16 protein-coding genes are annotated in these 17,610 nt (G+C 55.0%); 6 read left to right on the forward strand and 10 right to left on the reverse strand.

Annotated elements, in window-relative coordinates:
• Positions 1-75 precede the first annotated feature (75 nt).
• From JLG71_RS16035 to osmB, 4 genes are all read left to right on the forward strand, one after another.
• Entirely contained in the window at positions 76-2,010 is a 1,935-nt protein-coding gene (locus JLG71_RS16035) for an exoribonuclease II (RefSeq protein WP_032749434.1), read from the forward strand.
• Positions 2,011-2,186: 176 nt separating this feature from the next.
• Positions 2,187-2,369, forward strand: coding sequence for a YciZ family protein (locus JLG71_RS16040; RefSeq protein ID WP_004121231.1), 183 nt, complete (start codon positions 2,187-2,189; stop codon positions 2,367-2,369).
• A 70-nt stretch (positions 2,370-2,439) separates the two neighbouring features.
• Positions 2,440-3,189 carry a DNA-binding transcriptional regulator YciT gene (gene yciT, locus JLG71_RS16045; RefSeq protein WP_049079624.1) on the forward strand — a complete coding sequence of 250 codons (750 nt, stop codon included), beginning with the start codon at positions 2,440-2,442 and terminating at the stop codon, positions 3,187-3,189.
• 277 nt (positions 3,190-3,466) lie between these two features.
• Positions 3,467-3,685 (forward strand): osmotically-inducible lipoprotein OsmB, encoded by a 219-nt coding sequence (gene osmB, locus JLG71_RS16050; RefSeq protein WP_004139496.1) that lies wholly within the window; start codon positions 3,467-3,469, stop codon positions 3,683-3,685.
• Positions 3,686-3,782: 97 nt separating this feature from the next.
• On the opposite strand, the gene yciH is transcribed toward osmB, so the two are convergent.
• The 5 genes from yciH to pgpB all read right to left on the reverse strand — a co-directional run bounded on the left by yciH (position 3,783) and on the right by pgpB (position 7,426).
• Positions 3,783-4,109, reverse strand: a complete 327-nt coding sequence (gene yciH, locus JLG71_RS16055) for a stress response translation initiation inhibitor YciH (RefSeq protein WP_014229017.1) — start codon at positions 4,107-4,109, stop codon at positions 3,783-3,785.
• Positions 4,109-4,846 carry an orotidine-5'-phosphate decarboxylase gene (gene pyrF / locus JLG71_RS16060; RefSeq protein ID WP_014229016.1) on the reverse strand — a complete coding sequence of 246 codons (738 nt, stop codon included), beginning with the start codon at positions 4,844-4,846 and terminating at the stop codon, positions 4,109-4,111. The genes yciH and pyrF overlap by 1 nt, the downstream gene beginning before the upstream one ends.
• Positions 4,847-5,038: 192 nt before the next feature.
• The gene (lapB, locus tag JLG71_RS16065) at positions 5,039-6,208 is read right to left on the reverse strand and encodes a lipopolysaccharide assembly protein LapB (RefSeq protein WP_004850164.1); all 1,170 of its coding nucleotides are present in this window, start codon (positions 6,206-6,208) and stop codon (positions 5,039-5,041) included.
• A gap of 6 nt (positions 6,209-6,214) precedes the next feature.
• Positions 6,215-6,523, reverse strand: coding sequence for a LapA family protein (locus JLG71_RS16070; protein ID WP_014229014.1), 309 nt, complete (start codon positions 6,521-6,523; stop codon positions 6,215-6,217).
• Between the two features lie 135 nt (positions 6,524-6,658).
• A complete protein-coding gene (gene pgpB, locus JLG71_RS16075) occupies positions 6,659-7,426 on the reverse strand; it encodes a phosphatidylglycerophosphatase B (protein WP_049101378.1) in 768 nt (255 codons plus the stop codon).
• A 162-nt stretch (positions 7,427-7,588) separates the two neighbouring features.
• Between pgpB and ribA the strand changes: the two genes are divergently transcribed.
• Positions 7,589-8,179 carry a GTP cyclohydrolase II gene (ribA, locus tag JLG71_RS16080; protein WP_004121245.1) on the forward strand — a complete coding sequence of 197 codons (591 nt, stop codon included), beginning with the start codon at positions 7,589-7,591 and terminating at the stop codon, positions 8,177-8,179.
• 57 nt (positions 8,180-8,236) lie between these two features.
• Here ribA and acnA read toward each other — a convergent pair whose 3' ends face one another.
• The 4 genes from acnA to topA all read right to left on the reverse strand — a co-directional run bounded on the left by acnA (position 8,237) and on the right by topA (position 15,621).
• On the reverse strand, positions 8,237-10,909 hold the full coding sequence (acnA, locus tag JLG71_RS16085) for an aconitate hydratase AcnA (RefSeq protein WP_064380540.1): 2,673 nt from the start codon (positions 10,907-10,909) through the stop codon (positions 8,237-8,239).
• 395 nt (positions 10,910-11,304) lie between these two features.
• Positions 11,305-11,472, reverse strand: coding sequence for a YmiA family putative membrane protein (locus tag JLG71_RS16090; RefSeq protein ID WP_004121247.1), 168 nt, complete (start codon positions 11,470-11,472; stop codon positions 11,305-11,307).
• 245 nt (positions 11,473-11,717) lie between these two features.
• Complete coding sequence (cysB, locus tag JLG71_RS16095) at positions 11,718-12,692, reverse strand: HTH-type transcriptional regulator CysB (RefSeq protein ID WP_004121248.1); 975 nt, start codon at positions 12,690-12,692, stop codon at positions 11,718-11,720.
• Between the two features lie 331 nt (positions 12,693-13,023).
• A complete protein-coding gene (gene topA, locus JLG71_RS16100) occupies positions 13,024-15,621 on the reverse strand; it encodes a type I DNA topoisomerase (RefSeq protein WP_200913677.1) in 2,598 nt (865 codons plus the stop codon).
• A gap of 410 nt (positions 15,622-16,031) precedes the next feature.
• Here topA and JLG71_RS16105 point away from each other — a divergent pair, with 410 nt between their 5' ends.
• Positions 16,032-16,283: a YciN family protein gene (locus JLG71_RS16105; protein WP_004101388.1), complete on the forward strand. Its 252-nt coding sequence runs from the start codon at positions 16,032-16,034 to the stop codon at positions 16,281-16,283.
• Between the two features lie 55 nt (positions 16,284-16,338).
• Here JLG71_RS16105 and sohB read toward each other — a convergent pair whose 3' ends face one another.
• Complete coding sequence (sohB, locus tag JLG71_RS16110) at positions 16,339-17,385, reverse strand: protease SohB (protein WP_200913679.1); 1,047 nt, start codon at positions 17,383-17,385, stop codon at positions 16,339-16,341.
• Positions 17,386-17,610: the final 225 nt, after the last annotated feature.

Raw genomic sequence — 17,610 nt, forward strand, 5'->3', positions numbered from 1 at the left:
GAAACAGCGCTTGCTGCGGCAGGCATATTCGCGTAAAAATGTCAGCCGCTCTTTTAGCCACGAAAATACGAAATTATGTTTCAGGACAACCCGCTGCTAGCGCAGCTTAAACAGCAACTGCATTCCCAGACTCCGCGCGTTGAAGGGGTCGTTAAGGGGACGGAAAAAGGATTTGGCTTCCTCGAAGTCGACTCGCAGAAAAGCTATTTCATTCCGCCGCCGCAAATGAAAAAAGTGATGCATGGCGATCGTATTATCGCCGTGGTCAATACTGAAAAGGAACGCGAAAGCGCTGAGCCTGAAGAACTGGTTGAGCCGTTCCTGACGCGTTTTGTCGGCAAAGTTCATAAGAAAGACGATCGTCTTTCCATCGTTCCTGACCATCCGCTGCTGAAAGATGCCATTCCTTGCCGCGCCGCGCGCGGCGTAGAGCATGATTTTAAAGAGGGTGACTGGGCCGTTGCCGAAATGCGCCGTCATCCGCTGAAAGGCGACCGCGGTTTCTACGCTGAGCTCACCCAGTACATTACCTACGGCGACGATCATTTCGTTCCATGGTGGGTCACCCTGGCGCGTCATAATCTGGAAAAAGAAGCGCCGGACGGCGTGGCGACCGAGATGCTTGATGAAGGTCTGGAACGCCGTGATTTAACGGCCCTGGCTTTCGTGACCATCGACAGCGCCAGCACCGAAGATATGGACGATGCGCTGTACGTTGAGCAAACCGCTGACGGCAAGCTGCATCTGACCGTCGCTATCGCCGATCCGACCGCGTGGATTGCCGAAGGCAGCAAGCTGGACAACACGGCGAAAATTCGCGCCTTTACCAACTATCTGCCGGGCTTCAACATTCCGATGCTGCCGCGCGAGCTCTCGGACGACCTCTGCTCTCTGCGCCCCAACGAGGTTCGCCCGGTTCTGGCCTGCCGCATGATCCTCGCGGATGACGGCACCATCGAAGATGATATTCAGTTCTTCGCGGCGACCATCGAGTCGAAAGCGAAGCTGGCCTACGATGATGTTTCCGACTGGCTGGAAAATAACGGTGGCTGGCAGCCGGGAAGCGAGACTATCGCCCAGCAAATTAAGCTGCTGCAGGAGGCCTGCCTGCGTCGTAGCGAATGGCGTAAAAACCACGCGTTGGTATTCAAGGACCGCCCGGATTACCGCTTTGTGCTTGGCGACAAGGGCGAAGTGCTGGATATCGTCGCCGAACCGCGTCGTATCGCCAATCGCATCGTTGAAGAGTCAATGATTGCCGCCAACATCTGTGCCGCCCGCGTGCTGCGCGACAAACTCGGTTTCGGCGTTTATAACGTCCACACCGGTTTCGATCCGGCCAACACCGAGCAGCTCGCGGCCTTACTGAAGACTCACGATGTGCACGTTGACCCGGTGGAAGTGCTGACGCTGGAAGGCTTCTGCAAGCTGCGTCGCGAGCTGGACGCGCAGCCGTCTGGTTTCCTCGATAGCCGTATTCGTCGCTTCCAGTCGTTTGCGGAAATCAGCACCGAGCCGGGTCCGCACTTCGGCCTGGGTCTTGAGGCCTATGCGACCTGGACTTCCCCGATCCGTAAGTACGGCGATATGATTAACCATCGTCTGCTGAAAGCAATTATCAAAGGGGAAGCGATCTCCCGTCCGCAGGATGACGTTGCGATCCAAATGGCTGAACGCCGTCGCCTCAACCGCATGGCGGAGCGCGATGTTGGAGACTGGCTGTACGCCCGCTATCTGAATCCGCAGGCCGGCACCACTACCCGGTTTGCAGCTGAGATTATCGATGTCAGCCGCGGCGGCATGCGCGTGCGTCTGGTTGATAACGGCGCGGTTGCCTTTATCCCGGCGCCGTTCCTTCACGCCGTGCGCGATGAACTGGTGTGCAGCCAGGAAAACGGCACCGTGCAGATCAAAGGCGAAGTCGTCTACAAAGTCACGGATGTTATCGACGTCACGATTGCCGAAGTGCGCATGGAAACCCGTAGCGTGATTGCACGTCCAGCCGCCTGATAGTTCACCTGTGCGGCTCCCTTATATGGAGCCGCATTTTAACCTTTCCCGTTGTTTTTCTGCGCGTTGCCCACGAATCATTGTAGATGAGTTAGTTTGTGCGTTTTTTTCGCTTCTCTTTTTCATCCGTTTTTAGCATCATTGATTTTATTCACATTTGTAACCAGGATAACGCCATGTCAGATCTGAATGCCCGCCTGCTCGCCCAACGAATCGATACCGTGCTGGATATTCTGGTTGCCGGGGATTATCACTCCGCAATCCATAATCTGGAAATTCTGAAAGCTGAACTGCAGGCGCTTTCCAGCGACGAGCAGGAAAATAAACCCGGTCAGCCTAAAGCGCCGTGGGAAATTTGATAATCTTCATCGTCGCCATCGGCCATCCAGGGCCGATCGCGCCCAAATAGCCCTTAACTGCGAAGTTGCTATGAACGCCCGACAACAAAGTATTTTGCAAATGGTCATCGATAAAGGCCGTATGAGCGTGTCCGATCTCGCGAAGATGACCGGTGTCTCTGAAGTCACCATTCGCCAGGATCTGAATTCACTCGAGAAACAGAGCTACCTGCGGCGTACCCACGGCTTCGCCGTTCCGCTGGATAGTGAAGATGTGGAAACCCGCATGATGACCAACTTCGCCATTAAGCGAGAGCTGGCTGCGCGGGCCGCTACGCTCGTTTCGTCCGGAGAAACGGTGTTTATCGAAAACGGGAGCTGCAACGCCCTGCTCGCCCGTACGCTTGCCGAACGCGGCGATATCACTATCATCACCGTCAGCAGCTATATTGCGCATCTGCTGAAAGAGACGCCCGGAGAAGTCATCCTGCTGGGCGGGATCTATCAAAAGCGCAGTGAAAGTATGGTGGGTCCGCTAACCCGCCAGTTTATTCAGCAGGTCCACTTCAGCAAGGCCTTTATTGGCATTGACGGCTGGCAGGCTGAAACCGGATTTACCGGACGGGATATGATGCGTGCTGACGTGGTCAACGCGGTGCTTGAAAAGGGCTGTGAAGCGATTGTGCTCAGCGATAGCTCGAAATTCAACGTGGTTCATCCCTATCCGCTCGGCCCGATAGGGCGCTTCAACCGCATTATCACCGATGATAATCTCAATGATGCCGTGCGCAACCAGTTAACCCAGTGCGGTTTAGCCGTCGATATCGTTAACCATCCCTGATCCTTATTTCTGCCTTACCGCCGCTTTGCCGGGCTCTCCCCGGCATCGCCCTGGTCTGAGACTTTTCTGACACCTGAATTCAGACTTTTTACCTGCCTGAAAAATTTATAGAAAGTAGAATTAATGTTAGCGATATAACAGGAAGTAACTATCACCTGCGTGAATAGAGCAACACCTGCGCAACTAAAGCTTCATGGAATACCCCCCGGGCTGGCGTAACAAGCTATGCTTAAGGGAAGTTGTATCCATGAATAGATTATTCAGGAGAAAAAAAATGATGACTTCAATGAACAAAAAAATGGCCGCTGTGGTTCTGGCCGTCACTGTTGCAATGTCTCTGAGCGCTTGTTCTAACTGGTCTAAACGCGACCGTAACACCGCTATCGGCGCAGGTGCCGGTGCACTGGGCGGTGCGGTATTAACGGACGGCAGCACCTTGGGTACCCTCGGCGGCGCGGCAGTCGGCGGGATTATCGGCCACCAGGTGGGTAAATAATATTAACCACGAACAATAAAATGAAAGTTTATATTTGCTGACCAGTACACCAGCACAAAAATAAAGGCCACGATATTTATCGTGGCCTTATTATTAATCAACCGCCCGCCAGCTTAACCTTCATGCCTTTGGCTTCCAGAAGCGATTTGAGCAAGTCACGCTTATCGCCCTGAATCTCAATCACGCCATCCTTTACCGCCCCGCCGCAGCCGCATTTCTTTTTCAGCTCGGCAGCCAGCTTAGCCAGCGCGTCGTCACTTTCATCTATTCCGCTAATCAGACACACGCCCTTCCCCTTGCGCCCGCTGGTCTGGCGCTGGATACGTACGATACCGTCCCCTTTCGGACGCGCCTGTACCGCTTTGGGCTCATCAATACGACCGCTGTCCGTTGAATAAACCAGACGACTGTTGGAATCGCTCATCATACCCCCTTATTCAACGATGCGTTGATACCGCGCAGGGTGGCGGCCGGATCGGCAGACTGCGTTACCGGACGACCGATCACCATGTAATCTACCCCCGCCGCCTGCGCCTGTTCCGGCGTCATAATGCGCCGCTGGTCACCCGCGTCGCTACCTTGCGGACGAATGCCAGGCGTCACCAGCTTGAACGCCTGGCCCAGCTCTTGTTTAAAGCGAACCGCCTCCTGCGCCGAACAGACAACGCCATCCAGCCCGCAGCGCTGGGTCAGCGCCGCCAGCTTCGCGGCGTGGTCCGCCGGAGATAGCGTAATGCCCAGATCCTGCAGATCGCTGGCTTCCATGCTGGTTAACACCGTTACCGCAATTAATAGCGGCGCATCTTTTCCGAAGGGCAGCAGGGCCTCACGTGCGGCGGTCATCATACGCGCGCCGCCGGAGGCATGAACGTTAACCATCCAGACGCCAAGCTCTGCCGCTGCGGCGACCGCACGCGCCGTGGTATTCGGGATATCGTGAAACTTTAGATCGAGGAAAATCTCAAAACCGCGCTGGTGCAGGTCGCGAACAAACTGCGGCCCCAGCAGGGTAAACATCTCTTTACCAACCTTGAGCCGGCAGTCGCGCGGGTCGATACGGTCGACAAACGCCAGCGCTTTATCACGGTTATCATAATCGAGAGCAACGACGATGGGAGAGGATGTGACAACGCGGGAAGAAGATGTTGCAGTAGACGTCATGACCGGACCTTAATTGTTGATGAGCGCCGGTTCGGCGCAAAAAAGGTAAACGGGCAGCATTCTACCTGCGATAAGCCGAAAATAACAGGCTGCATTTCCCTCCCTGCCGGACGCCTTAATAGCCGTAGCCGGAGGAGACGGACATAATAATCCATAAGTATGTTGTAACTAAAGTGCGGCTTTTTTTTAAAATTACTGCCCGTCGAGTCCGCGAATGGGCTTAATGGTTGACCACGACCGGCAGGATGGACAGTGCCAGTACAGCGTATGGGCGGTAAAGCCGCATTTCTGGCAGCGGTAGCGCGGCTTGCTGCGGACCTGCTCGCCCACCATGTGGCGCAGCACGCCCAGGCTCTCCTTCGCGCGCCCCTCTTCGGCTTCATTGATGTGGTAATCGATGAGCTTATGGAAAACGCGCATCGTCGGATGGCGCTCCAGCTGGCGAGTCACGTAGTTTTGCGCGGCGTCAACCCCTTCCCGCTGTTCGAGGATCTGCGCCAGCATCAGATCGGCCGTCGCGCCGGTATTTTCCTCCGCGCAGCGGCGCAAAAATGCTTCCCACTCGTCGGTTTTCCCTAACTGCTGGTAACAGGTTTGCAGCATCTCCAGGGTTTCACCCACCAGTTCTTTATCCTGCTCAATCACCCGCTCCAGGCTCTCTACCGCCTTGGCATAGTCGCCCTTCTCCATCCATACCCGACCCATCATGATGGAGACGCGAGCGCTGTTGCGATCCGCCGCGGCGCCTTTTTTCAGCAGCGCCATCGCCTTATCCAGATCGTTGCCCGCCATTTGCTGCAGCGCCAGTTCACACCAGAAATTGGCGATTTCGCCGCGATGTTTCTCTTTCCCCAGCTTAACCAGACGCTCGGCCACTTCTATCGCCGACTGCCAGTCGCTGGTTGCCTGATAAATTTGCAGCAGCTGCTGCAGGGCGCTCAGGCGAAAATCCGTTTCATCCACCAGCTGTTTGAACATCCCCTCCGCCCGATCGTAGAGCCCGGCGGCCATATAATCGCGCCCCAGCTGCTGAACCGCCAGCAGGCGCTGGTCGTAAGTCAGCGAGGCGCTTTCCATTAAGCTCTGGTGGATGCGGATAGCGCGGTCAACTTCACCGCGCGAGCGGAACAGGTTGCCCAGCGTCAGATGGGCTTCGACGGTGCCGGTATCCTCTTTCAGCATATCGAGGAACAGATCGACGGCTTTATCCTGCTGATTGCTCAGCAGGAAGTTGACCCCTGTAACGTAGTCACGCGACAGACGGCTCGCATCGTCCTGTTTGGACTGTTGTGCACTTCTGCGCCCCATGTACCAGCCATACGCTGCGGCAACGGGCAAAAGCAGAAACAACAACTCCAGCATAAATGATTATTCCTTCACCGCAGGAACACCGGCTTCCGCAGGCGTAGCGCTGGCTGGCGCGATCTGATGCTCCAGACGCTTAATTTTACGCTCAGCGCGCGCCAAAGAGACGCGAACGCGCAGCCAGAAAAGACCGCAGATCAGCCAGCCGATAGCAAAACCGGCAGCAAAAAGCACGGCCAGCAGCGTCGAAATACGGAACTCACCCTGCGCGAGGAGATAGTTGAACGTGACCACCTGGTCATTCTGCGCGCCCAGCGTCACTGAAATGACGAAGATGGCTAACACCAGTAAGAAAATAAGAAAATATTTCACATGACTTCCCGTTCTGTGGGTTGCGCGAAAAAATCCCGCGTTCAGCCCTATAAAGTACCATTTTCGCCGCAGCGGTGAAATGGAAATGCATGACACCAGTACAGGATATGCGGCCTGACAGGGGTAATATCAACATTATTCCGGCGCTGCCGCCCTTTTTTTAATATCCTGCGCCTCTTCTCCCGGCGGCGATAGCGGGCCGCAGAACCGCTGGGCAAGCCAGGTCGCCAGGGTCACCAGTAGCCAGGAAATCAGCGTTGCGACGATCAGATCCTGCGGCCAGTGCATGCCCAGCGCCAGGCGGCTGCCCATCACCGCCATCGCCCACGTTAGCAGCAGCGCCAGGGTGACCCAGCGACGCCGCGGCCACAGCAAACCAACGCCGAGCAGCGCCCAGCTGGCAGCGAACATCGTATGGCCAGATGGGAAAGCGAAGCCGGTCTCTTTTTGCCAGTGCTTGCGCAAAAATCCGGGGATTTGCTGCTCTTGCGCCAGCTGCTCATGCACCAGTTTAGCGCGTTCTTTGCGTTTCAACGCGTAGAATTGCGTGACCGGCACCTGCCGCGTCTGCTCCAGCCAGATGACAAAGGGACGAGGCTCCTGGACGCGGCTTTTAATCCACGTCTTCATTCCCTGCCCAACCAGTATCGCTGCGGCCAGAATGAGAAACAGCATTATCGCCGCTCGCAGACGAAAACGCAGGCACCACAGAAACCAGGCGCATAAGATAACGTGCGTAATGATGCCCCATGGCTGCGTCACCGTTTCGGTCACCCAGTACAGCAGCTTCATCGTCCCTGCCGACAGCCCGGGATGCCATTTCCAGCCCGAAATCCAGATCGCTGCAGGCATGATTAATAACAGGGCCGCGCCAACGGCGGTTCGTCTGGCAATCAACAACATCTCGTCTCCTTATTCATTAACCTCAATATCATAACGGAAAGTAGTTCGTTTGTGCGCTTTGCGCGCAGGTAACCCTACGCAATTAGGAGAACGTCGCGCCATTGTGGCAAAATAGCGGCAAACAGAAGCACAGTCAGGTGCTGATAGAATCTGGAGAATCACATGCAGCTTAAACGTGTGGCAGAAGCCAAACTGCCAACCCCATGGGGCGATTTTCTCATGGTGGGTTTTGAAGAACTGGCAACCGGGCAGGATCACGTCGCGCTGGTATTTGGCGATATTTCGGGGCAATCCCCGGTGCTGGCTCGCGTACACTCTGAGTGTTTAACGGGCGACGCCCTTTTTAGCCTGCGCTGTGATTGCGGATTTCAACTGGAAGCGGCGTTGTCGCATATTGCCGAAGAGGGGCGCGGCATTCTGCTGTATCACCGCCAGGAAGGGCGCAATATCGGTCTGCTGAACAAAATCCGCGCCTACGCGTTACAGGATCAAGGCTATGACACCGTGGAAGCCAACCATCAGCTGGGCTTTGCCGCCGATGAACGCGACTTCACGCTGTGCGCAGATATGTTTAAGCTGCTCAACGTCGACCAGGTACGCCTGTTGACCAACAACCCGAAGAAGGTCGAAATTCTGACTGAAGCGGGAATTAACATTGTGGAACGCGTGCCGCTGATTGTGGGACGCAACCCGAAAAATGCCCACTATCTGGATACTAAGGCTGCCAAAATGGGGCACCTGCTGAGCAAGTAATTCCGTTGAAAAATGAAGGGCCAGCCTGTGCTGGCCCTTTTTATATCAGACGCGGGTTTACAGCATATTGCGGATCACATAGTGCAAAATACCGTCGTTCTGATAGTAGGTCAGCTCAGTCGCGGTATCGATGCGGCAGCGGCATTCAATCACTTCCTGCCGGCCATCCGCACGCGTCAGCGTGACCGGCACCGTCATACCGGGCTGCAGAGCCTGCAGGTTGCTGATATCTATCCGCTCCTCGCCGCTCAGTCCCAGCGTTTTACGCGTCACCCCCTGCGGGAATTCCAGCGGTAAAATCCCCATTCCAATCAGGTTGGAGCGGTGGATACGCTCGAAAGACTCGGCAATCACCACCCTGACGCCGAGCAAACGCGGTCCTTTAGCCGCCCAGTCGCGGCTGGAGCCGGAACCGTACTCTTTGCCTGCGATCACCGCCAGCGGCGTGCCCTCCGCTTTGTAGAGCATAGCGGCATCGTAAATAGCGATAGGTTGACTATCCGGAAGATGACGGGTCATCCCCCCTTCCACGCCGGGGACCATTTCGTTACGAATACGAATATTGGCAAACGTCCCGCGCATCATCACCTCATGGTTGCCGCGACGGGAGCCGTAGGAGTTAAAATCAATGCGTTCGACGCCGTGATTTTGCAGATAACGGCCCGCGGGGCTATCGGCTTTAATGCTGCCCGCCGGGGAGATATGGTCGGTGGTAACCGAGTCGCCCAACATGGCCAGAATGCGCGCGCCGTGAATATCCTCTACCGGTTTAGGCTCAACGCCCATCTCATCAAAGAACGGCGACAGGCGAATGTAGGTGGAATCATCCTGCCAGTCGTAGGTATCAGAGCGATCCACTTTAATCGCCTTCCACTCGGCTGTCCCTTCAAACACTTCGGCGTACTCTTTACGGAACATCTCCGTTGAGACTTGCTCAACCGCCTGCGCGACTTCGATTCCGCTCGGCCAGATATCCTTCAGATATACCGGCTGACCATCTTTACCCGTCCCTAACGGCTCACGGGTCAGATCGAGATTCATATTCCCCGCCAGGGCGTAGGCAACCACCAGCGGCGGCGACGCCAGCCAGTTGGTTTTTACTAGCGGATGAATACGTCCTTCAAAGTTGCGGTTGCCGGAGAGCACAGCCCCGACGGTCAGATCGCCCTGCTTGATTGCGCGCTCGATCGGGTCCGGCAGCGGTCCGGAGTTACCGATACAGGTGGTACAGCCATAGCCGACCAGGTTGAAGCCCAGTTCATCAAGATACGGCGTCAGCTTTGCGTGGGCCAGATAGTCGGAAACGACCTTCGACCCGGGAGCCAGCGACGCTTTAACCCACGGCTGCGGTTTCAGCCCTCGCTCAACGGCTTTTTTGGCCAGCAAGCCGGCGGCCATCAGGACGCTGGGGTTCGACGTGTTAGTACAGGAGGTAATGGCGGCAATCACCACCGCACCGTCAGGCAGCGAATACTGCTGTCCGTTCAGCGTGTAGTCAATTGGCCGTTTATCTTTCTGCGCGTGATTAACTTCCAGCTCGGTGCTGGCGGCAAAGGCCTGGGGCACATCGCCGAGCGCTACGCGGTCCTGCGGGCGTTTCGGCCCGGCCAGGCTGGCTTCAACGGTTCCCATATCCAGCGCCAGCGTGCTGGTGAATATCGGTTCATCCCCGGGCTGACGCCACATGCCCTGCGCTTTCGCATAGGCCTCTACCAATGCCACCTGCTCTTCGCTGCGGCCGGTCAGGCGCATATAGTCAAGCGTTACCGCATCGATCGGGAAAAAGCCGCAGGTCGCGCCATACTCCGGGGACATATTGGCAATCGTCGCGCGGTCCGCCAGCGGCAGAGAATCGAGGCCATCGCCGTAGAATTCAACAAACTTACCCACAACGCCGTGTTTACGCAGCATTTGGGTGACCGTCAGGACCAGGTCCGTCGCGGTAATGCCTTCACGCAGCTTGCCGCTCAGCTTGAAGCCAACAACGTCCGGGATCAGCATGGAAACCGGCTGACCGAGCATGGCGGCTTCCGCTTCGATACCGCCGACGCCCCAGCCCAGAACGCCTAAACCGTTAATCATCGTGGTATGGGAATCGGTGCCGACCAGGGTGTCGGGGAAAGCCACCCACTCGCCGTTTTGCTGTTCGCTCCACACCGCCCGGCCAAGGTATTCGAGGTTTACCTGGTGGCAAATACCGGTACCCGGCGGTACTACGCTGAAGCGGCTGAAAGCCTGCTGCCCCCAGCGCAAAAAGACGTAGCGCTCATGGTTGCGCTCCATCTCAAGCCGGACGTTCTCTTCAAAAGCATCATCGTCACCAAAACGGTCTACGGTGACCGAGTGGTCAATCACCAGGTCGACGGGCGAAAGCGGGTTCACTTTGGCGGTATCGCCGCCCAGGCGTTTGACCGCTTCGCGCATCGCCGCCAGGTCCACCACGGCAGGAACCCCGGTAAAGTCCTGCATCAGGACGCGCGCCGGACGGTAGGCAATCTCCCTGTCGGCATGGGCATGCTTCAGCCATCCGGCCAGGGCATGAATATCTTCGGCGGTCACGGAATCGCCGTCCTGCCAGCGCAGCAGGTTTTCCAGTAGCACTTTGAGCGATTTGGGCAAGCGCGAGAGATCGCCCAGTTGTTTAGCGGCCAGCGGTAAGCTGTAGTAATGCCAGGTTTTATCTTTAACCTGGAGCGTATCCTTACTGGCTGCTCGTAGGGTTGACGACATAGCTCCTCCTTTACCTTAGGGATAGCATCCCCTGATCCTCCTCAGGGTCATTATTAAAGATAACACATCTTTGATGTAACATTTTGATAACAACCCAAATTGCTAAAATAGGCGTAACGCATTAAGACAGGAAATTTGAATAATGAGGGCAGATATATTGAGAGGGATTGAAGAAGTCAGGTTTGCGTCGGCGAGCGCGTCGTATTAGTACACGAGTACAAAGAAAGACTAATCGCCATTATTCTGGCGATTAGTCCAATAGAGAAAATTTATCGAGCGAGTCTAAAAAGGGAAAAATTATATCCTCCTTATTACCGCTATTTTATCAGATACAAATAATTCTCAATAATTCACTTGTCATAAAACTGACATAACTGCTGTGACTGGAAGGTGCTCTAGCTTAGTAACCAAACGTTGCAGACAACCAGAGCAATGACGCTCCAGAACATCGCAAGCCCAAGGATAACGGCGCTCCAGGCCTTACTTCTCAAAACTGGATCTATCTCAGTCTTGTCACGTTCCTGTGACATCGCAAACTTCATATAATCGATATCACTAATCATTTTTTCACCACCAATCGCTAAGAATTACTAACCACAGATAAATCTTAATTATGGATTGACTATTAATCCAGTGAATTCGCTTTTCAGCAGATATCTTTCATCATTAATTTGATCGCGGCAGGTATATTTGCAAATGTGGTACGAGGAGTTAACAAAAATTGTGATTCAGACGAGGTTTAGATATTCCATTTCAGGCCATTATAGGCTTTGGCATCCCCGAGAGGATGCCATTATTTTTTCTGTGGTTATTTTTCCGGTAATTTAATATCTTTGAACATCGCTTCAATATCTTCATTTGAGCGCAAAGCAACGGCGGTATCGACCACATCCCGGGTCAGATGCGGCGCAAATCGCTGAATAAAATCATACATATAGCTTCGCAAGAAGGTACTGCGACGGAAACCTATTTTCGTGGTGCTGTGGCTGAAAATACCATTGGCGTCCAGCTTCACCAGGTCCGGGTCGGAAACCGGATCCACCGCCATACTGGCAATTACCCCTACCCCAAGGCCCAGACGCACGTAGGTTTTAATCACATCGGCGTCGGTGGCGGTGAAAACGATGCGCGGCGTTAAGCCGGCGCGATTAAAGGCGGTATCCAGCTCGGAGCGGCCGGTGAAGCCGAAGGTATAAGTCACCAGCGGATACTGCGCCAGCTCCTCAATCGATACCGACTCTCGCGACGCCAGCGGATGCTCTGGCGTGACGACCACGGAGCGGTTCCAGTGGTAGCACGGCAGCATCACCAAATCATCATAAAGATGAAGCGCTTCGGTCGCGATAGCGAAGTCAGCATTGCCTTTCGACACCGCCTCGGCGATTTGCGTTGGCGACCCCTGATGCATGTGCAAGGAGACGCGGGGATAGCGTTCGATAAAGCCTTTGATAACGCCCGGTAGCGCGTAGCGGGCCTGGGTGTGGGTAGTTGCTACGTACAGCGACCCCTTATCAGGCCAGGTATGCTCACCCGCTACCGATTTGATCGCATCGACCTTCGACAGGACCTCGCGAGCGATGCGTATGATCTCCTGGCCTGCGGGCGTGACCTGGGTCAAATGTTTGCCGCTGCGGGCGAAAATCTGAATTCCCAGCTCATCCTCCAGCATGCGAACCTGCTTGCTGATGCCCGGCTGTGAGGTGTACAGGCCTTCGGCCGTGGAGGAGACGTTCAGATTATGGTTAACAACCTCAACGATATAGCGGAGCTGCTGTAGTTTCATGGCTGATATCCGATAGCACGTAAAATAAACCCGCTTAATACATTTTACGCTCAGGTCACTTGGCGGTGGACGGGCTAGCCCGAACCTCCCTGCGACTCGCCGTGTTGGCGCCACAACGTATCCTGATGACGGTGATGTATAAGACGATAAGATAATAAAAAAGGGATTAGCTATAACCACTATATCATTTATATCTACAGTGTATAGATACTAACAAAAAATAATAAGGCGGTTATAAGGCGAGAGGAGGAACAGAGTAATATCTTGGATATCAACAATATGTGATGTCAAAAAAGGGCCGCGACGCGGCCCTTTTATCAGATGATAGCAGTTACTTCTTTGCTTCAGTCCATTTGCCATCTATATAGAAAACTGACCAGCCGGTGGCTTTGCCATCTTTCTCTGAGGCAACGTACTGCTGCTTAGTTTTACGGCTAAAACGCACCATCGTTTTGTTGCCTTCCGGATCCTGCTGCGGCGCATCGGCCAGATAGCGCAGCTTCTCTGCCAGACGGTCGCGGAAGCGGTACAGTTCTTCCACCAGCGGCGCGCGGGTTTCGCGCGATTTCGGGAAGGTGTTGGCGGCCAGGAAGACGCCCGCCGCGCCATCGCGCAGAACAAAGTAAGCGTCCGATTTCTCGCACGGCAGCTCCGGCAGCGGCACCGGATCTTCTTTCGGCGGCGCCACTTCCCCGTTACGCAGGATCTTACGGGTGTTTTTACACTCGTCGTTGGTGCAGGCCATATACTTACCAAAACGCCCCATCTTCAGGTGCATTTCGGAGCCACATTTTTCACACTCAACGATCGGGCCGTCATAGCCCTTGATGCGGAACTCGCCCTCTTCGATCTCGTAGCCATCGCAGGTCGGGTTATTACCGCAGACGTGCAGCTTGCGTTTCGGATCGATGAGGTAGCTGTCCATCGCCGTGCCGCATTTTTTACAGCGGCGTTTAGCGCGCAGCGCGTTGGTTTCAGCGTCATCGCCTTCCAGCACGTTGAGCACTTCGTTTTCCGGCACCAGGTTAATGGTGGTTTTACAGCGCTCTTTTGGCGACAGCGCGTAGCCCGAGCAGCCGAGGAATACGCCGGTGCTGGCGGTACGGATCCCCATCTTGCGCCCGCAGGTTGGGCAGTCGATGGTGGTCAGCACCATTGGGTTCGGCTGCATGCCGCCCTCTTCCGGATCTTTCTCTGCCGTCTGCAGCTGCGAGGTAAAGTCTCCGAAGAAGCTGTCGAGGACCTGCTTCCACTCGGCCTGATGGTTAGCCACCTGGTCGAGGCGGTCTTCCATCTGCGCGGTGAAATCATAGTTCATCAGATCGCGGAAGTTCTCTTCCAGACGATCGGTGACGATTTCGCCCATCTTTTCCGCATAGAAGCGGCGGTTTTCCACCCGCACGTAGCCGCGATCCTGAATGGTCGAAATGATCGACGCATAGGTGGACGGACGACCGATGCCGCGTTTTTCCAGCTCTTTAACCAGCGAAGCTTCGCTAAAACGCGCCGGCGGCTTGGTAAAGTGCTGCGCAGGGGTCAGCTCGACCAGGCTCAGGCTGTCGCCCTTATTGACCATCGGTAACGTACGGTCTTCATCGCCTTTACGCAGGGCTGGCATTACTTTGGTCCAGCCGTCAAAGCGCAGCGTACGGCCGCGGGCTTTCAGTTTGAAATCGCCGGCTTTCACCGTCAGCGTGGTGGAGTCGTACTGCGCAGGCGTCATCTGACAGGCGACAAACTGGCGCCAGATCAGCTGATACAGTTTCTGCGCATCAGATTCCATATCTTTTAACGTTTCGGCCAGCACGTTGACGTCGGATGGACGAATCGCCTCGTGCGCTTCCTGCGAGTTTTCTTTGCTGGCGTACTGATTCGCGCTCTCCGGCAGATATTTCTTACCGAAGTTGTCGCCAATGTAGCCGCGCACCATGCTCAGCGCGTCCTGGCTCAGGTTCGTCGAGTCGGTACGCATATAGGTAATGTGGCCCGCTTCGTAGAGACGCTGCGCCATCATCATGGTTTTCTTCACGCCGAAGCCAAGACGCGTGCTGGCGGCCTGCTGCAGCGTGGAGGTGATAAACGGCGCGCCCGGCTTGCTGCTGGTCGGCTTATCTTCACGCTCCAGCACGCTGTAGCTGGCTTTCTCAAGCAGCGCGACCGCCGCCATGGTTTCATCACGGTTTACCGGACGGAACGGCTTATCGCCGTTATGCGTGACCTGCAGCGGTAACGCATCGCCGCCAGGGGTCGTGGTGCTGGCGTCAACTTCCCAGTACTCTTCCGGAACGAACGCTTTAATTTCGCGCTCGCGCTCGACCACCAGACGCACCGCAACCGACTGGACGCGGCCTGCTGACAGACCGCGGGCAATTTTTTTCCACAGCAGTGGAGAGACCATGTAGCCCACCACGCGATCCATAAAACGGCGCGCCTGCTGAGCGTTGACACGGTCAATATTCAGTTCGCCCGGCTTTTCGAAAGCCTGACGAATCGCATTCTTCGTGATCTCGTTGAACACCACGCGGCTATAGCGCTGTTCATCACCGCCGATAACTTCCCGCAGGTGCCATGCGATGGCTTCCCCTTCGCGGTCAAGGTCGGTTGCGAGATAGATGTGGTCAGCTTTTTCCGCCAACTGTTTGAGTTCAGAAACGACCTTTTCTTTACCCGGGAGTATTTCATAGTGCGCATTCCAGTCATGCCACGGGTCCACGCCCATACGGTTGACCAGAGCGCCGCGTTCATCCTTCTTAGGCTTTTTAGCCCCTTTGGTGGAGGTAGAGTCGGCGCTCTTTTTGGAAGCTGAGCCACTGGTCGGCAAATCGCGGATATGACCGACGCTGGACTTAACCACGTAGTCATTACCCAGATACTTATTGATCGTTTTGGCTTTTGCCGGGGACTCAACGATAACGAGAGCTTTACCCATATTCACCTTTACCTAATTTGATTCATCCAGGAATACATCGCACATTGATTCACCATCCACTGGCGACACGTCACAACCTATGTTGCGTCGTTATCGATGGATATCAACCCCTTGCACCGGTTTCGCATCCATAAAACCAGATAGCTGAGTTTGCTGGCTTTTTCTCGCCAGGCGACATAGCACGAATAATTTTTGGCCGAATGTCAAGCAAATCTGTTGCCAGATCGCTGAAAGCGTCACACTGTACCTGATAAAATTCGTTACGCAACTTTATTAGCATGCAAAAGCAAATCCCGCCACTAAACTGATGTTTATTAGGCTTCTGCGATTACCCCTGCAAGATCAATGGAAAATTTGCCCCTCGCCGCCGCGCGGCGTAGACTAGCCGCGAAGAAACACAGGAGGCATTTATGCAAGGTACAACCCAACCCATCGATCGCCAGACGCTTCTGGAAAAAGCCAACAAACTCATTCGCGAACATGAAGATACGTTAGCCGGGATCGAGGCCACCGACGTCGTTCAGCGTAACGGCGTGCTGGTGTTCAGCGGCGAGTTCTATCTTGACGAGCAGGGTCTGCCAACGGCGAAGAGTACGGCGGTATTTAATATGTTTAAATACCTCGCACACGAGCTGTCTGATAAGTACCACCTGGCGGATTAACCGCTGCCTGCAGGGCCATGACAACAACGCGAGGCCGAAGCCTCGCGTTGTTTGTTTACATCAGCGGCTTTTGCCCGCGCTGCCACCAGCGCAGCAGAAGTTTATCGGCGCTTTCCGCCGCGCTGCCGGTAAACCGCTCGAGCATTTTCTTACGCTGCTGATAGCGCACGCTGATAACCTCGTGCTTATCCATCAGCCCCAGCAGAAGTTCATCGCTGGTTTCCACCGCGTCCACAAGGCCTTTTTCCAGCGCCTGAACGCCGTACCAGTGTTCACCCGTCGCTACCTGCTCGATATCCAGCCCGGGGCGCATCTGGTGGACAAAATCTTTGAATAGCCGATGAGTATCGTTGAGGTCTTCGCAAAATTTCTGCCGCCCTTCTTCGGTATTTTCACCCAGCATCGTCAGGGTGCGTTTGTACTGCCCGGCCGTATGCAGCTCAATGTCGATATCTTTATTTTTCAGGAAGCGATTGATGTTGGGAATTTGCGCCACAACGCCAATAGAGCCCAGGATAGCAAAGGGTGCACTGACGATTTTGTTCGCCACGCAGGCCATCATATAGCCGCCGCTGGCCGCGACTTTATCGACCGCGACCGTTAACGGGATCTGCTTGTCGCGCAGGCGCTGCAGCTGTGAAGCCGCCAGGCCGTAACCGTGAACCACGCCGCCTGGGCTTTCAAGGCGAATAACGACCTGGTCGCGCGCTTTTGCCGCCGCCAGAACGGCGGTGATTTCTTCGCGCAGGCTGCTGACTTCATGGGCATCCATACTGCCTTTAAAATCCAGCACCCAGACGCGCGGTTTGACGTCCGGCTCCGGTGTGCCGAGCTTCGCCCGCGCCTTTGACGCCTTTGCTTCCTGCTTGAGCTTTTTCTTTTGCGCTTTATGCCACAGCTTCTGCTGCGGCCCATCGAGCAACGAAACCGCCAGCTCTTCCTTCATCTCCTTATATTGCTCGCTAAGATTGGTGACCCGCAGCTCGCCGCGCTGTTTTTTGCGCTGAGTCAGGTTAACAATAATGGCGACGATAACCGCAATTGCGACAACGATGGTCGCGATTTTGGCCAAAAACAGGCCATATTGAGCAAGTAATTCCACGTTTTCACCTTGTGTAAACCGCTGACGTTGGCGCACAGTGTACATCAGCCGTCGGCGAGAAGTCTTTGTGCTTTGTGTCGCACGCGAGGCGCCTTCCTGTTTTTTTCAGCGACGATGAAATCGTTGCAAGATATTAATTCCGCGAAGAGTTTCCGCTTCGCCGATTGCAATAGCGGGCGCTTTCAGGCATAAAGCGCAAAAGTGAGATACCGAACAGCAAGCGCG

The sequence above is a fragment of the Klebsiella michiganensis genome, assembly GCF_015139575.1.
Lineage (GTDB): Bacteria > Pseudomonadota > Gammaproteobacteria > Enterobacterales > Enterobacteriaceae > Klebsiella > Klebsiella michiganensis.